The sequence below is a fragment of the Pseudomonas sp. TE4620 genome (genome assembly GCF_056279045.1).
In genome coordinates this window covers 964,118-979,705 of sequence record NZ_JBWBQO010000001.1, presented here as the reverse complement: position 1 = coordinate 979,705, position 15,588 = coordinate 964,118, and the positions used below count along the sequence as shown (strand labels likewise).

General features: G+C 62.5%; 17 protein-coding genes. All 17 read right to left on the bottom strand.

The annotated features are described in order from the left end of the window. Positions 1-8 precede the first annotated feature (8 nt). The gene (flhF, locus tag ACZ9A3_RS04680) at positions 9-1,319 is read right to left on the bottom strand and encodes a flagellar biosynthesis protein FlhF (RefSeq protein ID WP_213602055.1); all 1,311 of its coding nucleotides are present in this window, start codon (positions 1,317-1,319) and stop codon (positions 9-11) included. Positions 1,320-1,330: 11 nt separating this feature from the next. After that, entirely contained in the window at positions 1,331-3,460 is a 2,130-nt protein-coding gene (flhA, locus tag ACZ9A3_RS04675) for a flagellar biosynthesis protein FlhA (RefSeq protein ID WP_045200310.1), read from the bottom strand. Between the two features lie 132 nt (positions 3,461-3,592). After that, the gene (gene flhB, locus ACZ9A3_RS04670; RefSeq protein ID WP_045200308.1) at positions 3,593-4,729 is read right to left on the bottom strand and encodes a flagellar biosynthesis protein FlhB; all 1,137 of its coding nucleotides are present in this window, start codon (positions 4,727-4,729) and stop codon (positions 3,593-3,595) included. A gap of 2 nt (positions 4,730-4,731) precedes the next feature. Next, on the bottom strand, positions 4,732-5,508 hold the full coding sequence (gene fliR / locus ACZ9A3_RS04665; RefSeq protein WP_045200306.1) for a flagellar biosynthetic protein FliR: 777 nt from the start codon (positions 5,506-5,508) through the stop codon (positions 4,732-4,734). A gap of 7 nt (positions 5,509-5,515) precedes the next feature. Then, complete coding sequence (gene fliQ / locus ACZ9A3_RS04660) at positions 5,516-5,785, bottom strand: flagellar biosynthesis protein FliQ (protein WP_038996371.1); 270 nt, start codon at positions 5,783-5,785, stop codon at positions 5,516-5,518. 21 nt (positions 5,786-5,806) lie between these two features. After that, a complete protein-coding gene (gene fliP / locus ACZ9A3_RS04655) occupies positions 5,807-6,559 on the bottom strand; it encodes a flagellar type III secretion system pore protein FliP (protein ID WP_038996372.1) in 753 nt (250 codons plus the stop codon). Then, positions 6,559-7,011 carry a flagellar biosynthetic protein FliO gene (gene fliO, locus ACZ9A3_RS04650; RefSeq protein WP_082075484.1) on the bottom strand — a complete coding sequence of 151 codons (453 nt, stop codon included), beginning with the start codon at positions 7,009-7,011 and terminating at the stop codon, positions 6,559-6,561. Before fliO ends, fliP begins: the two co-directional genes overlap by 1 nt. Beyond that, positions 7,012-7,482: a flagellar motor switch protein FliN gene (gene fliN / locus ACZ9A3_RS04645; RefSeq protein WP_093385593.1), complete on the bottom strand. Its 471-nt coding sequence runs from the start codon at positions 7,480-7,482 to the stop codon at positions 7,012-7,014. A gap of 46 nt (positions 7,483-7,528) precedes the next feature. After that, positions 7,529-8,497, bottom strand: a complete 969-nt coding sequence (fliM, locus tag ACZ9A3_RS04640; RefSeq protein WP_045200301.1) for a flagellar motor switch protein FliM — start codon at positions 8,495-8,497, stop codon at positions 7,529-7,531. Positions 8,498-8,506: 9 nt separating this feature from the next. Next, the gene (fliL, locus tag ACZ9A3_RS04635) at positions 8,507-9,001 is read right to left on the bottom strand and encodes a flagellar basal body-associated protein FliL (protein ID WP_045200300.1); all 495 of its coding nucleotides are present in this window, start codon (positions 8,999-9,001) and stop codon (positions 8,507-8,509) included. A gap of 107 nt (positions 9,002-9,108) precedes the next feature. Further along, positions 9,109-10,407, bottom strand: a complete 1,299-nt coding sequence (locus tag ACZ9A3_RS04630) for a flagellar hook-length control protein FliK (protein WP_213602057.1) — start codon at positions 10,405-10,407, stop codon at positions 9,109-9,111. Positions 10,408-10,486: 79 nt separating this feature from the next. Beyond that, a complete protein-coding gene (locus ACZ9A3_RS04625; RefSeq protein WP_045200296.1) occupies positions 10,487-10,834 on the bottom strand; it encodes an Hpt domain-containing protein in 348 nt (115 codons plus the stop codon). 25 nt (positions 10,835-10,859) lie between these two features. Next, a complete protein-coding gene (locus tag ACZ9A3_RS04620; RefSeq protein WP_258597047.1) occupies positions 10,860-12,575 on the bottom strand; it encodes an ATP-binding SpoIIE family protein phosphatase in 1,716 nt (571 codons plus the stop codon). Beyond that, positions 12,572-12,877 carry an STAS domain-containing protein gene (locus ACZ9A3_RS04615; RefSeq protein WP_045200292.1) on the bottom strand — a complete coding sequence of 102 codons (306 nt, stop codon included), beginning with the start codon at positions 12,875-12,877 and terminating at the stop codon, positions 12,572-12,574. The genes ACZ9A3_RS04620 and ACZ9A3_RS04615 overlap by 4 nt, the downstream gene beginning before the upstream one ends. 93 nt (positions 12,878-12,970) lie before the next feature. Beyond that, a complete protein-coding gene (gene fliJ, locus ACZ9A3_RS04610; RefSeq protein ID WP_045200290.1) occupies positions 12,971-13,423 on the bottom strand; it encodes a flagellar export protein FliJ in 453 nt (150 codons plus the stop codon). Positions 13,424-13,429: 6 nt separating this feature from the next. Then, positions 13,430-14,794 carry a flagellar protein export ATPase FliI gene (gene fliI, locus ACZ9A3_RS04605; protein WP_093385605.1) on the bottom strand — a complete coding sequence of 455 codons (1,365 nt, stop codon included), beginning with the start codon at positions 14,792-14,794 and terminating at the stop codon, positions 13,430-13,432. Further along, a complete protein-coding gene (gene fliH, locus ACZ9A3_RS04600) occupies positions 14,784-15,545 on the bottom strand; it encodes a flagellar assembly protein FliH (RefSeq protein WP_093385609.1) in 762 nt (253 codons plus the stop codon). Before fliH ends, fliI begins: the two co-directional genes overlap by 11 nt. Between the last annotated feature and the right edge of the window lie 43 nt (positions 15,546-15,588).

Genomic DNA, 15,588 nt, shown 5'->3' with positions numbered 1-15,588 from the left:
TATTCCCCTCAGCCCACGCGTTTGCCGGAGCTGTGGTAGAGATCAGCGAACATGTCGGCCATGGCCTCTTCGCTGGGCTCGTCCTGCATCTGCACGCTCACTGCGCGGCTGACCAACTGGTGCCGGCGCGGCAGGTGCAGGTCGTCAGGAATGCGCGGGCCATCGGTAAGATAGGCCACCGGCAGTTCGTGACTGATTGCCAGGCTCAATACTTCGCCGAGGCTGGCGGTTTCATCTAGCTTGGTCAGGATGCAACCGGCCAGGCCGCAGCGCTTGTAGCTGTGGTAGGCGGCGGTCAGCACCTGTTTCTGGCTGGTGGTTGCCAGTACCAGGTAATTCTTGGCCTGAATCCCGCGCCCGGCAAGGGTTTCCAGCTGCATGCGCAGCGCCGGGTCGCTGGCTTGCAGGCCGGCGGTATCGATCAGTACCACGCGCTTGCGCAGCAGCGGGTCGAGGGCCTGGGCCAGCGACTGGCCCGGGTCGACGTGAGTAACCGAAACGTTGAGGATCCGCCCCAGGGTCTTGAGCTGCTCCTGGGCGCCGATACGGAAGCTGTCCATGCTCACCAGGGCCAGGTTCTGCGCGCCGTACTTGAGCACGTAGCGCGCGGCGAGCTTGGCCAGGGTGGTGGTCTTGCCCATGCCGGCCGGACCGACCATGGCAATGACACCGCCTTCTTCGATCGGTTCGATTTCCGGCACCTGGATCATCCGCGCCAGGTGCGCCAGGAGCATGCGCCAGGCATGACGCGGCTCTTCGATTTCGGTGGTCAGCTCGAGCAGTTCGCGGGCAATCGGCCCGGACAGGCCGATGCGCTGCAGGCGGCGCCAGAGGTTGGCCTGCTGCGGCTTGTTGCCCTGCAACTGGCTCCAGGCCAGCGAGCCGAGCTGTACTTCAAGCAGTTCGCGCAGGCCCGAGAGCTCCGAGCGCATCGAGTCGAACAGGCGCGGGTCGATAGGTGCCGCGGCCGGTGCAGCAGGCACGGCCGGCGCTTCGACCTGCGGGTCGACCAGCGGCTCGGAAGCGGTCAGCGGCAAGCCGGCAAACAGCTGGCGATTGCCATCTTCGCTCTCGCTACGGCTGCTCAACTCGGCCTGGGCGGTGACGATGCGCGACTGGGTCTTGCGCAGCTCGTCTTCGAGCTCGACATTCGGCACCCGTGGCGCCAGGGCGGACAGCTTGTAGTCCAGCGCAGCCGTCAGCTCGACACCGCCAGCAATCCGTCGGTTGCCAATGATGGCGGCATCGGCCCCCAGCTCATCGCGAACCAGCTTCATGGCCTGACGCATATCGGCGGCGAAAAAACGCTTAACTTGCATAACCCACTACCTCAGCCGTTCGGGCCCACTGTGGCGACGATGGTAACTTGCTTGTTGTCAGGTATTTCCTGATACGCCAAAACATGCAAATTCGGTACAGCCAGGCGACCGAAGCGCGACAGCATGGCTCGTACCGGTCCTGCGACCAGGAGGATCGCCGGCTGCCCTTGCATCTCCTGACGCTGGGCGGCCTCGATCAACGAACGCTGAAGCTTTTCGGCCATGCTCGGCTCCAGAAGAACACCGTCTTCCTGGCCTTGCCCAGCCCTTTGCAAACTATTGAGCAAAATCTGTTCCAATCTTGGCTCAAGGGTGATCACAGGCAGCTCGGACTCAACGCCGACAATGCTTTGCACGATAGCGCGACACAATCCGACGCGCACCACCGCCACCAGCGCGGCGGTATCTTGACTCTTGCCCGGGTTGTTGGCGATGGCTTCGGCAATGCTGCGAATGTCACGCACCGGAACCTGCTCGGCAAGCAATGCCTGCAGCACTTTGAGCAGGCCCGACAAGGAAATGACGCCCGGCACCAGCTCTTCGGCAAGCTTGGGCGAAGCCTTGGCCAGCACCTGCAGCAGTTGCTGCACTTCTTCGTGGCCGATCAGCTCATGGCAGTGCTTGTGCAGAATCTGGTTGAGGTGGGTGGCGACCACCGTACTGGCGTCCACCACCGTGTAGCCCAGCGACTGCGCCTGGCTGCGCTGATTGACGTCGATCCACACCGCTTCCAGGCCAAAGGCCGGATCGCGGGCGGCAATACCATTGAGGGTACCGAACACCTGCCCCGGGTTGATCGCAAGCTCGCGGTCCGGGTAGATCTCGGCCTCGGCCAGGATCACCCCCATCAGGGTCAGGCGGTAGGCACTGGGCGCCAGATCGAGGTTGTCGCGAATGTGCACCGTGGGCATAAGAAAACCCAGGTCCTGGGACAGCTTCTTGCGCACGCCCTTGATCCGCGCCAACAACTGGCCGCCCTGGTTGCGATCGACCAGCGGAATCAGCCGGTAGCCGACCTCTAGGCCGATCATGTCGATCGGGGTGACGTCATCCCAGCCCAGCTCCTTGGTTTCCATCGCGCGCTGTGGCGATGGCAGCAGGTCCTGCTGGCGCTGCACCTCTTCCAGGGCCTTGAGCTTGGCCTGGTTCTGCTTGCGCCACACCAGGTAGGCGCCGCCGGCGGCCAGCAGGCCGAGGCTCAGGAAGGCGATGTGCGGCATGCCCGGCACCAGGCCCATGACGATCATCAGGCCAGCCGACACCGCCAGGGCCTTGGGCGAATCGAACATCTGCCGGTTGATCTGCTTGCCCATGTCCTCGGAGCCCGAGGCGCGGGTAACCATGATCGCCGCCGCGGTGGACAGCAACAGCGAGGGCAACTGCGCCACCAAACCGTCACCGATGGTCAACAGTGCATAGACCTTGCCGGCGTCGGCAAAGGTCATGTTGTGCTGGAACATACCGACGGCCATGCCGCCGATCAGGTTGATGAACAGGATCAACAGGCCGGCGATGGCGTCACCGCGAACAAACTTGCTGGCACCGTCCATCGAACCATAGAACTCGGCCTCGCCGGCCACTTCGGCGCGCCGCGCCTTGGCCTGGGCCTGGTCGATCAGGCCGGCGTTGAGGTCGGCGTCGATGGCCATCTGCTTGCCGGGCATGGCGTCGAGGGTGAAGCGCGCGCTCACTTCGGAAATACGCCCGGCACCTTTGGTGACCACCACGAAGTTGATGATCATCAGGATCGCGAAGACGACGATACCGACCACGTAGTTACCGCCGATCACCACCTCGCCGAAGGCCTGGATCACCTTACCGGCGGCCTCGTGGCCGTCATGGCCGTGGAGCATCACCACCCGCGTGGACGCCACGTTGAGCGCCAGGCGCAAGAGCGTCGCCACCAGCAGGATGGTCGGGAACGCGGCGAAGTCCAGCGGGCGCAGGGCGTAGACGCAGACCAGCAGGACCACGATCGACAAGGCGATGTTGAAGGTGAAGAACACGTCGAGCAAAAACGGCGGGATCGGCAACATCATCATTGCCAGCATCACCAGCAGCAACAGCGGCACACCCAGGTTACCCCGGCCTAGACCGACCAGGTTGCTACGGGCACTGTTGATTAACTGAGAGCGATCCACCGGTATTCCTCGTTAGCTCAAGCAAAACTTTGACGCGTTTGAGGCGCGCAGCGCTGCCTTTGCAAGAAGCTTTCCAACTTTGCCAAACGAGGTGGTTTGAGTGGCTCAGGGCTGCCGCGCAGGCAGCGCCGATCAGGAATCGCGACGCAAATCCGGCGGGATCGGCAGATCCTTGAGCGGCTCCGGCGGCTTGCCCTTGCCGGCGCGATACTGGCGGATCTGGTAGACGTAGGCCAGCACCTGGGCCACTGCCAGGTACAAACCGGCAGGAATCTCTTCTTCAAGCTCGGTGGAGTAGTAGATCGAACGCGCCAGCGCCGGCGATTCGAGCACCTGGATCTTGTGCTCGTTGGCGATCTCGCGAATTTTCAGGGCTATGAAGTCGGCACCCTTGGCCAGCAGCAGCGGCGCCGCGCCCTTCTCCGGGTCGTACTTGAGCGCCACGGCATAGTGGGTCGGGTTGGTGATGATCACGTCAGCCTCGGGAATCGCCGCCATCATCCGCCGCTGCGAAGCCTCGCGCTGCAGTTGGCGAATGCGCTGCTTGACCTCGGGCTTGCCTTCGGAGTCCTTGTACTCGTCGCGCACCTCTTGCTTGGTCATCAGCAGCTTCTTGTGCGCCTGCCAGAGCTGGATCGGCACGTCCACCGCGGCAATGATCAACAGCCCCGCTGCCATCCACAGCGCACTCCAGCCAACTACCTGGACGCTATGGATGATCGCCTGCTCCAGCGGCTCGTTGGCAATCGCCAGCAGGTCATCGCGATCAGCCGACAACACCGTCAGGGCGACGATCAGAATCATGAAAAACTTGGCCAGCGCCTTGAGCAGCTCGGACAAGGCGTTGACCGAGAACATCCGCTTGATCCCCGATAGCGGGTTCATGCGGCTGAACTTCGGTGCCAGGGAGCTGCTGGAAAACAGGAACCCCCCCAGCGACACCGGGCCGATGATTGCCGCAATCAGCAGCACCAGCAATACCGGCTGAGTCGCGAGCAAGGCCATCTTGCCGGAGGCCATGAGGAAAATGCCCATGGACCGCTCATCGATGAGCACCTCGCGGGACAAGCTGAAATTGATGCGCATCAGCTCCATCAGGGTTTGCGCCAGGCCACCGCCAAACGCCAGCAGCGCTCCAGCGCCCGCCAGGGTCACCGCGACCGTGTTGAGCTCCTTGGAACGGGCAATCTCGCCCTTCTCGCGCGCGTCCTTCTTGCGCTTGTCGGTGGGGTCTTCTGTTTTGTCCTGACCGCTTTCGCTTTCTGCCATGCTCAGCGCGCCCGTGCCAGTTCACGCAGCCACTGCAAGGCTTCGGAAGCCAGTGACTGATAGTGAGGAAGAATATCGGCCAGGGTGATCCAGAAGATCACCATCCCCAGCACCAGGGTCAGCGGAAAACCGATGGAAAAGATGTTCAACTGCGGCGCCGCCCGGGTCATCACGCCAAAGGCAATGTTGACCACCAGCAACGCGGTCACCGCCGGCAATACCAACAGCATGGCTGCACCCAGCACCCAACCCAGGCGCCCGGCCAGGTCCCAGAAATGATTGACCAGCACACCGCCGCCCACCGGCAAGGTGGTAAAGCTCTCGGTCAGCACTTCGAAGACCACCAGATGGCCGTTGATGGCAAGGAACAGCAAGGTCACCAGCATGGTCAGGAACTGGCTGACCACCGCCACGTTGACACCGTTGGCCGGATCGACCATGGAGGCGAAGGCCATGCCCATCTGGATTGCGACGATCTGCCCGGCGATCACGAAAATCTGGAAGAACAGCTGCAGCGCCATACCAAACACGGCGCCAATGATGATCTGCTCGGCCACCAGCAACATTGCCCTGAGATCCAGCGATTCGACCACCGGCATCGGCGGCAGGCCGGGAACGATGACCACGGTGATTGCCAGAGCGAAATACATGCGGATACGTGTCGGCACCAGGGTGGTACCGAAAATAGGCATGGTCATCAGCACCGCCGTGACGCGAATCAACGGCAGAATGAAACTGGCCACCCAGGCGCCGATCTGCGCGTCGGTCAGCTCAAGCATCGCCGGGTCAGCCGATCAGCTGCGGAATGCTGCCGTACAACGACAGAATGTATTCCATGAATTTCTGCACCAGCCACGGGCCTACCACGATCAGCGTCACCAACATCACCAGCAGGCGCGGCAGGAAGCTCAGGGTCTGTTCGTTGATCTGCGTGGCAGCCTGGAACATCGCCACGATCAGCCCCACCAGCAGGCTCGGCACCACCAGGATGGCAACCATCAAGGTGGTCAGCCACAACGCATCGCGAAACAGGTCGACAGCCACTTCAGGGGTCATGGACTTCTTCTCCTCGCGGCGTCAGACGCCGCCGAAACTGCCGGCCAGGGTACCCATGATCAGCGCCCAGCCATCGACCAGGACGAACAGCATGATCTTGAACGGCAACGAGATGATCAGCGGCGACAACATCATCATACCCATGGCCATCAGCACACTGGCGACCACCAGGTCGATGATCAGGAACGGGATGAAGATCATGAAGCCGATCTGGAACGCGGTCTTGAGCTCCGAGGTGACGAAGGCCGGCACCAGGATGGTCAATGGCGCCTGATCGGGGCTGGCGATGTCGGTGCGCTTGGACAGGCGCATGAACAGGTCCAGATCGCTTTCGCGGGTCTGCGCCAGCATGAAGTTCTTCAACGGCGCCTGGGCCTTGCTGATCGCATCCTGGGCGCTGAGCTTCTCGGCCAGGTAGGGCTGCACGGCCTCCTGATTGATGCGGTCGAACACCGGCGCCATGATGAACAGGGTCAGGAACAGCGCCATGCCGTTGAGGATCTGGTTCGACGGCGTCTGCTGCAGGCCCAGGGCCTGGCGCAGAATGGAAAAGACAATGATGATGCGGGTAAAGCTGGTCATCAGCACGACGAACGCCGGGATGAAACTCAGCGCGGTCATGATCAGCAGGATCTGCAGGCTGACCGAATACTCCTGCTGGCCGTCGGCCCCGCTGGACAGGGTGATCGCCGGGATCGACAGTGGATCAGCCGCCAGGGCCAGCGGCGCCGCCAGCATCAGCAGCAGCGTCAACATCATGCGCAACGCGCCCATCACGACCTTCCCTTCTGATCCTTGCCCATCAGCTCCATCAGCCGCTGGGCGAATTCTGGTGTTGCCTGGCGCGCACTGGCGGGCACTTCAACCGGCTCGGCCATGACATGCAAGGCCTCGATGGTGCCTGGCGAATGGCCGATGAGGATCTGCTCCTTGCCGACCTGGATCAGCAACAGCCGATCACGCGGCCCCAGCGAACGGCTACCGAGGATCTCGATCACCTGGCCACTGCCGGGCGCGGCGTTCTGCACCCGGCGCAGCAGCCAGGCGAGGACGAAGATCAACCCCAGCACCAGCAGCAGCCCCAGCACCAGCTGGGTCAACTGCCCTGCCGCGCTGCCACTGCTTGCCGGTGCCACTACCGCAGCCGCCGGCTGCGTGGCAGCCAGGGCGACATCCACGTACAGGCCGCAGGCCAGGCCCAGGCCGTTGCGCAGGAGCTTGCTCACTCAGCGCAGCTTCTTGATGCGTTCGCTCGGGCTGATCACGTCCGTCAGGCGGATGCCGAACTTTTCGTTGACCACCACCACTTCGCCGTGCGCAATCAGAGTGCCGTTGACCAGCACGTCCAGCGGCTCGCCGGCCAGGCGGTCGAGCTCGATCACCGAACCCTGGTTGAGTTGCAGCAGGTTGCGGATGTTGATCTCGGTACTGCCGACCTCCATGGAAATGCTCACCGGAATATCCAGGATCACATCCAGGTTCGGACCATCGAGGGTGACCTGTTCGTTGCTGCGCGGCGAACTGCCGAACTCTTCCATGGCCAGGCGGCTGGACGCCGGTGCGCTGGCGGCGCTATCGGCAGCGAGCAAGGCGTCGATGTCGGACTGGCCGGCATCGCCGGTTTCTTCCAGGGCCGCAGCCCATTCATCGGCCAGGGCCTGGTCCTCCGGGGAGGTGATGTCGTTTTCGTTAGCCATTTTGTCCTCGACGGGCAATCAATTCGGAGTTGGAACCACGAGCGCCTCAGCGGCGCTCGATCGGATCGATAATCTGCAGGGCCAGGGTGCCCTTGTGCGAGCCCAGCTTGGCCTTGAACGACGGCACGCCGTTGGCCCGCAGGATCAGTTCGTCCGGCAGCTCGACCGGAATCACATCGCCCGGCTGCATGTGCAGGATGTCGCGCAGCTTCAGTTGGCGACGGGCAACCGTGGCGCTGAGCGGCACGCTGACGTCCAGCACGTCTTCGCGCAGGGCCTTGATCCAGCGCTCGTCCTGGTCGTCCAGATCGGACTGGAAACCGGCATCGAGCATCTCGCGCACCGGCTCGATCATCGAGTACGGCATGGTCACGTGCAGGTCGCCGCCACCGCCATCGAGCTCGATGTGAAAGGTCGAAACCACCACCGCCTCGCTCGGCCCGACGATGTTGGCCATGGCCGGGTTGACCTCGGAGTTGATGTACTCGAAGTTGACCGGCATGATCGCCTGCCAGGCCTCCTTGAGGTCAACGAAGGCCTGGTCGAGGACCATGCGCACCACGCGCAACTCGGTCGGGGTGAACTCGCGACCTTCGATCTTGGCGTGACGACCGTCGCCACCAAAGAAGTTATCCACCAGCTTGAACACCAGCTTGGCGTCGAGGATGAACAGCGAGGTACCGCGCAACGGCTTGATCTTCACCAGGTTGAGGCTGGTGGGCACGTACAGCGAATGCACGTACTCGCCGAACTTCATCACCTGCACGCCGCCGACCGCCACGTCCGCAGAGCGGCGCAGCAGGTTGAACATACTGATGCGGGTATAGCGGGCAAACCGCTCGTTGATCATTTCCAGGGTCGGCATGCGACCGCGGACGATCCGATCCTGGCTGGTCAGGTCATAACTTTTGACACTGCCGGGCTCGGCATTGCTTTCGGTTTGTACCAGACCATCGTCGACGCCATGCAGCAAAGCATCGATTTCATCCTGGGACAGCAGGTCCTGCACGGCCATCTGGGGCTCCTACTGCAATACGAAATTGGTGAACAGCAACTGGTCGATGACCGGCTTGCCGACTTCCTTCTGCGCCACTTCCTGGACACTGGCAGTGGCCTTCTGGCGCAGCATTTCCTGGCCGACCGGGCTGGACAGGGTGTCGAAGCCCTGGCCCGAGAACATCATGACCAGGTTGTTGCGAATCACCGGCATATGCACCTTGAGGGCATCCAGCGCTGCCTGGTCACGCCCCTGCATGGTGATGCTCACCTGCATGTAGCGCTGGCGGCCGTTCTGGTTGAAGTTGACCACGAAGGCCGGTGCCAGCGGCTCGTAGATCGCTGCCGGCTTGAGGTTGGCCAGGGCCGGATCGACCGCAGGCTTATCCTCGGACTTGTGCAGGAAGAACCAGGTGGCGCCGACCGACAGGCCGATGGCAAGCAGCAATGCCAGCACCAACAGCAGGATCAGCTTGAGTTTGCCTGTAGCGGCGGGGTCTTTCTCTGCTTCGCTCTTCGCCATGCCAATAATCCGTCATTCATCGGAGATTTCAGTCACATGGCGAGGGTTGAGCAAGTGTTATGCCAACCTGGAAAAGCAAGGTCGGCCAGCACAAAGAGCACAGCCAATCAGGCGTAGTAATCCACCGCGCTGGAACCCACAACCGACTGCTGCTCGACCGGCATTGCACCTGGAGCGATTTCAGCGGACTCAGCGGATTCACCAGCTTCATTACGCCGTGCGGCCACGCCACTGAGTTTCGGCGTATCCTGGGCGCCCTGCTGCTGGCCACCACGGGACTGGTCAGCGACGTTGACGTCCGGCTGGCCGAGCCCCTGCTGGGCAAACATTTCCTTGAGCCGGTGCACCTGGTTTTCCAGCGCCTCGCGCACCCCGGCGTGACCACTGACAAAGGTCACCTGGGCCTGCTGTTCCGGCGCCAGGTTGACGCGGATGTCCAGGCGCCCGAGCTCGGCCGGCTCAAGCTTGATATCGGCCGATTTCAGGTTCTGGCTGGACAGGTACATGACCCGGTTGACCAGGCCTTCGGTCCAGCCGCCCTGGTTCATCGCCAACGGCTGCTGCAGCGGCGTGGCCACCGGCACGGCATTGGCGGTCTTGGCCGTGGCGGCCAGGGTCAGGTTGCTCAGGCGCTCGGCAAAGTTGTCGACACGCGTATCGCTGGAGGCGCTCTTGAGGTCCTTGAGGCCATCATCGAGCAGGCCACTGAAGGCTTTTTCACCCGGCTCGCCTGATTCGGCATCGGCACCTGGCTTGTCCAGCAGGGCCGCCAGTGTATTGACGGCAGGCTGCGCCGTCGGCGCTTCAGGCTGGGCATTGCCGGCCTTGCCAGCGGCATGGGCAGACGTAGTGCCCTGGGCCTGGGCACTTTGCTCAAGGGCCAGGCGCAAGGCTGGCAGGTCAGACAGCGGATCGGCCTCAGGATCGAATTCGGGCGCTTCGGCTACCGGCTGGGCCGGCGCCGCAGCCACCTGCAATTGTGCTGCCGCAGCCTGAATCACCGGCGCCACGGCTTCAGCCTGGGCCTGGATCAATTGCGCGCCGGGCTGGGCGTCGGTCACTTGACCCGCCACCAGGCTGGGGTCAAGCAGGGTGGGATCAGCCACCAGCGCCGGATCGACCTCGGTGCTGTCCTGCTCCTCAGGCAAACTATTGCCGCTGTCGGCAACCTTCGACGAATCAGCGGCCGTTTTATTGCCGCTGCCCGGGGCGGTGACGACCTTCTCAGGCACAGGCGCGTCCTTGGTGCCTGCAGTCGTCTCGCGAGACTGCTTGGCATACACATCGGAAAAGCCAGACGCCTTGTCGTTAGAGGCCTGCAGCGATTTATCCGGCGCACCGGCAGTGGCGCGCGACGGCTTCGCCACGGCACTGGCTTGCAACAGGGGGTTGGAGGCGACAGGCATGCAGGAGTCTCCGCTACAGAAGTCGTAATCGTGAATTAGCGAAGACTACGCAAAACTCGCGCCAGGTTTGCCCTCGCGCTCAACCAATCGATACTCGCTGGCGTTCGTCGTGGTAAAGGTCACGAACGGCCGCATACTCGCGATCGATCTGGTTGATCAGGTCTTCGATGCCTTGCAGCGGGCCGTGATTGACGCGGTCTTCGAGCTGCCTGCACAACTCGGCCAACGCTACCGCCCCCATATTGCTGCTACTGCCCTTGAAACTGTGCGCGGCATGCGCCAGCTCGTCGGCGTTCTTCGCCTCATGCAATTGACTGAGGCGTTTTTCGGAATCTTCAAGAAAGGTTTCCAGCAAGTACAGGTAGCCATCTTCCATGACCTCCTGCAAGTCGCTGAGCACCTTGCGATCGATGTGAATGTCGGACACTTGCTCACTCCTTGATCAAGTTGGATTATGCCAGAGCCTCCCAGGCGAACTCCACGCATGCGCGGCGCCCCTCGTCGGCCCATTCGGCACGCCGGCTCAACCGGCGTATGAGGGTCAGACCGCGTCCGCACAACCCTTGTTCGGACACAGGCCTGGCCAGCACTTTACTCACATTGAAGCCCTTGCCGCTATCTTCGACTTCAATCTTCAGACGCCCGCCTTGGCGATCCGGCTCGACCCGAAGGAACACGCGGATGAAGCCCTCGTTCAACGCCTGCAGGCGCTCGTCGCGCATCTGATAGTAGGCGGCAAAGCCCTGCGCATCGCGCTTTAACGCCGAGTCCAGCCCCAGCACGCCGTGTTCCAGGGCATTGGAATACAGCTCGGTGAGGACACTGTGCAGCGCCCCGCTCTGAGCCCGCAAACCGTGTATTTCCTGCAACAGCTGTAGCAAATAAGGTAATGGATTGAAACGTTTTAGCGTGTCGGCGCGAAACTCGAACTGCAGCGACCAGTCCAGCGGACTGGACTGCCCACTGTCAGAATAGATCACCGGCAGCGGCGACAACAGTTGCGGTTCGACCACCTCGATATCCAGCAGGCTGACATCATCGCGCGAGCGACCACGAAACGCTTCCAGCGCCTGCAGCACCTCCTCGAACAACAGTGCCGGCTGTCGATTGGCACTCAGCACCCGACGCAGGCGCTCGACACCGAACAGCTGGTCATTGTCATCACTGGTATCGACCACGCCGTCAGACAACAGAAACAGGCGCTCGCCCAGGGCCAACGGCAGCACCTGGGTGGCATCATCAAAGCGCTCCGGCGCCAGGATACCCAAGGGCAAATGGCGCGACACCAACGCCACAGGCTCACCCCCACCGGCGGGCAACAGATAGCCGTCGGGCATGCCACCATTCCAGACCTCGACCACCCGCCGCTGAAAACTCAGGTTGAGCAACAATGCACAACAGAACATGTCCACCGGCAGGATGCGCTTGAGCTTGGCGTTCATCTCGCGCAGGGTTTCGGCCAGGCCGTAACCCTTGGCTGTCATGCCATAGAACACCTCGGCCAGGGGCATCGCCCCCACCGCCGCCGGCAAGCCGTGGCCGGTGAAGTCGCCGAGCAGCACATGCATGTCACCTGCCGGCGTGAAGGCGGCCAACAGCAAGTCGCCATTGAACAGGGCATAAGGTGACTGCAGGTAACGGATGTTCGGCGCACTCAGGCAACCGGCATGGGCCACCTGGTCGAACACCGCCTTGGCGACCCGCTGCTCGTTGAGCAGATGAGTGTGATGGCGGGCAAGCTGGTCACGCTGCTCCAGCACCGTGGCCTGCAGCCGGCGCATACGCTCCATCGCCTTGATTTTGGCGGCCAGGATCACCGGGCTGTAGGGTTTTGCCAGAAAATCGTCGCCACCTGCCTCCAGGCAACGGACCAGCGCCTGTTCTTCGCTAAGCGAAGTGAGAAAGATGATCGGCACCAGCGCTTCACCGGCCAGCGCCTTGATCTGGCGCGCCGCCTCGAAACCATCCATGACCGGCATCAGCGCATCGAGCAGGACCATGTGCGGGCGCTGCGCGGCGAACAGCGCCACCGCCTGCTCGCCATTTTCGGCAGTGAGCACCTGATGCCCCTGTTTGCGCACAAGGGTGGCCAGCAACAAACGATCAGCAGCACCATCCTCGGCGATCAGGATGGTGAGCGCCTCGAAAACATGGGCTGGCTGGTTCAACTGATGTCGAACAGCTTGTCGAAGTTGGAAATGGCGAGGATCTTTCGCACATCGGAGCTGGTGTTGACCACACGGATTTCCGAGTCGTCGCCGCCGACGTGGTCACGCAGCAGCAACAGCATGCCCAGGGCCGAACTGTCCAGATAGGTGGCCTCCTTGAGGTCGACGACCACTGAGTCCGGCATGTTCTGCTTGAGCTCGTAAGCCTGGCGAAATTCCAGGTGCTTGCCAAAGTCAAAACGCCCCCTGACCTTGATCGTCAGTTTTTTCCCATCCGGGGATACTTCAGATACAACTGCCATGTCGATGATTCCTTCCATTGCGACGATTGCAGACACCTAGAAGGTTTAGCAGCCCCACCCCCCGGCAGCAAGCACTGCCGACCAAAGCACGCTTCAGTAGCGATCGTGGCGCGGCAGGCGCTGGGACAGTTCATCGAGCAGTTTTTGTTCGCGCTTGTCTTCCACCATGCGCGCCTCGTCGATGTAGCGCTGCACCAGCTTGCGCAAGCCCTCGACCCGGGCATAGGCCTGCTGCCAGGTGCCGCGGGCGTTCTTCAGATTGTTCTGGTGCCAGGCCAGGCTTTGGCGCTGCTGGGTCATGGCAGTTTCCAGCTGGCCGAGAAAGCTCTGGTAGTTGACCAGCCAGCTACCGGACACGCCCTGCCCACCGCGGTTGATCCACTGCAACTGGTAGTCTTCGCGAAAACGGTCAAGTTCGCTGAGCTTGGCCTGGGCCATGTTCACTTGCTGCTGGAATTGCCCCAGGCGCTGGGCGGCCTGGCGCTCGGCGTTTTCCGCCATCTCCACCACCGGCGCCAGACGCGCGGCACGGCTTGGCTGGGCCATGGCCTATCAGCCGCCTGCCGCAGGCAAGGGGGCAAACACGCCAGCCAGGTGCTCGCGGCTTTGCTGCATGCCGACGTTGTCGTTCAGGCCCTGGCGCAGGAAGTGCACCAGGCGCGGCTGCAGGGTAATGGCAAGGTCGGTCTCGGCGTCTCCACCGGCGACATAAGCGCCGACGCTGATCAAGTCGCGGCTTTGCGAGAGGCGCGACCACAGCTGTTTGAACTGCTGCGCTTCGGTCATCTGCTCGGGGCTGACCACCTGTGGCATGACCCGGCTAATCGAAGCTTCGATATCGATGGCCGGGTAATGCCCCTCCTCGGCCAGGCGCCGGGACAGCACGATGTGGCCGTCGAGCACGCCCCGCGCCGAGTCGGCAATCGGATCCTGCTGATCGTCGCCCTCGGACAATACGGTATAGAACGCGGTGATCGAGCCACCACCGGCTTCGCCATTACCCGCACGCTCAACCAGCTTGGGCAGCTTGGCGAACACCGACGGTGGATAGCCCTTGGTCGCTGGCGGCTCACCAATAGCCAAGGCAATTTCCCGCTGGGCCTGGGCGAAACGGGTCAGCGAATCCATCAGCAACAGGACATTCTTGCCCTTGTCGCGAAAGTACTCGGCAATGCGCGTGCAGTACATGGCCGCGCGCAAGCGCATCAGCGGCGCATCGTCGGCGGGCGAGGCCACCACCACCGAGCGCTTGAGGCCTTCTTCGCCAAGAATATGCTCGATGAATTCCTTGACCTCGCGGCCGCGCTCACCGATCAAGCCGACGACGATAATGTCCGCCTCGGTAAAGCGGGTCATCATGCCCAGCAGCACACTCTTGCCCACGCCGGTACCGGCGAACAGGCCCAGGCGCTGACCGCGGCCAACCGTCAACAAACCGTTGATGCTGCGGATGCCGACGTCCAGCGGCTGGCTGATCGGGTCGCGGTTGAGCGGGTTGATGGTCGGGCCGTCCATGGGCACCCAGTCTTCGGCTTTCATCCCGCCCTTGCCGTCCAGGGCACGACCGGCGCCGTCAAGCACCCGGCCAAGCATGCTCATGCCCATGGGCAGGCGTCCACTGTCAGCCAATGGCACCACGCGCGCCCCAGGGGCGATGCCGGCAACGCTGCCGACCGGCATGAGGAACACCTTGCCGCCGGCAAAACCCATGACCTCGGCCTCGACCCGCACCGGGTGATAGCTGTCGTCATTGATCACCACGCAGCGGCTACCAACCGCCGCGCGCAGGCCTTCGGCCTCGAGGGTCAGGCCGACCATGCGTAGCAGGCGGCCCTCGACCACCGGCTGAGACGGCAAATTGACGGCGTCGGCATACGCCCCCAGGCGCTTGCCGAAACTGGTTCGTTCAAGGCGCATCAGGGGCATCCAGCTCAACCTGCACATCCGCCGCTGCCGGGTGCAGGCTTTGGTCATGGAGCTGATCGAACAATTGCGCCATGGCCTTTTCGATACGGGTTTCCATGCTGGCATCGATACGGCTGTGATCAGTCTCGATGCGACAGCCTCCTGGCAGCAGGGCTTCGTCTTCGAGCAGCTTCCAGCGCTCCTCGTGACGCTCGCGCAGGGCTTTGACCTGCTCGAAGTCCTGCGGATTGATATGGATGCGGATGTTCTCGGCACCCATCGGCAGCAACTTCAGGGCTTCACGCAGTACCTGGCCGATCTGGCTGGAATCGCTGCGCAGCTCGCGACCGATGACCTCGCGGGCGATGTGCCCGACCAAATGGACCACAGCTTTTTCAATCTGGCTGTCTTGTTCGGCGATGGGTTCGAGCAGGTGGGTCATCACCTGTTCGAGGCTGGCCAGCTTGGCGCTCAGGGCCTCTTCGGCTTCCTGGCGAACCTTGAGCTGAGTGCTGTGAAAACCCTCGCGCTCGCCGGTGGCAAAGCCTTCGTTGTAGGCTTCCTGGCGAATGCTTTCAAGCTCTTCGAGGGTCAGTGGCTGGACTTCTTCCAGCGGCACTTCTTCGATTTCGTCCTGAACCGCTTCGGGCTCCGGTTCAGGCTCAGGCTCTGGTTCCGGGTCGAAACTGGGCAGCGCCCAGCGGTCGAAGCCCTCGACGTCGTTAGCGCGAATCAGTTCACTCAGGTGCTCGTTGGTTGACATGATTGCACGCACTCGTAAAGCATCGCGGGTCAAGCCCGCTCCC

What these genes read in the sequence shown, in the direction of transcription:
- fliP (WP_038996372.1), bottom strand. Translation starts at nt 6,559, where the DNA reads ATGGGCGCGTTGCGCATGATGTTGACGCTGCTGCTGATGCTGGCGGCG.
- flhF (WP_213602055.1), bottom strand. Translation starts at nt 1,319, where the DNA reads ATGCAAGTTAAGCGTTTTTTCGCCGCCGATATGCGTCAGGCCATGAAG.
- ACZ9A3_RS04630 (WP_213602057.1), bottom strand. Translation starts at nt 10,407, where the DNA reads ATGCCTGTCGCCTCCAACCCCCTGTTGCAAGCCAGTGCCGTGGCGAAG.
- fliJ (WP_045200290.1), bottom strand. Translation starts at nt 13,423, where the DNA reads ATGGCCCAGCCAAGCCGTGCCGCGCGTCTGGCGCCGGTGGTGGAGATG.
- fliM (WP_045200301.1), bottom strand. Translation starts at nt 8,497, where the DNA reads ATGGCCGTGCAGGACCTGCTGTCCCAGGATGAAATCGATGCTTTGCTG.
- flhB (WP_045200308.1), bottom strand. Translation starts at nt 4,729, where the DNA reads ATGGCAGAAAGCGAAAGCGGTCAGGACAAAACAGAAGACCCCACCGAC.
- fliN (WP_093385593.1), bottom strand. Translation starts at nt 7,482, where the DNA reads ATGGCTAACGAAAACGACATCACCTCCCCGGAGGACCAGGCCCTGGCC.
- fliR (WP_045200306.1), bottom strand. Translation starts at nt 5,508, where the DNA reads ATGCTTGAGCTGACCGACGCGCAGATCGGCGCCTGGGTGGCCAGTTTC.
- fliH (WP_093385609.1), bottom strand. Translation starts at nt 15,545, where the DNA reads ATGTCAACCAACGAGCACCTGAGTGAACTGATTCGCGCTAACGACGTC.
- ACZ9A3_RS04615 (WP_045200292.1), bottom strand. Translation starts at nt 12,877, where the DNA reads ATGGCAGTTGTATCTGAAGTATCCCCGGATGGGAAAAAACTGACGATC.
- fliQ (WP_038996371.1), bottom strand. Translation starts at nt 5,785, where the DNA reads ATGACCCCTGAAGTGGCTGTCGACCTGTTTCGCGATGCGTTGTGGCTG.
- fliL (WP_045200300.1), bottom strand. Translation starts at nt 9,001, where the DNA reads ATGGCGAAGAGCGAAGCAGAGAAAGACCCCGCCGCTACAGGCAAACTC.
- fliI (WP_093385605.1), bottom strand. Translation starts at nt 14,794, where the DNA reads ATGCGCCTTGAACGAACCAGTTTCGGCAAGCGCCTGGGGGCGTATGCC.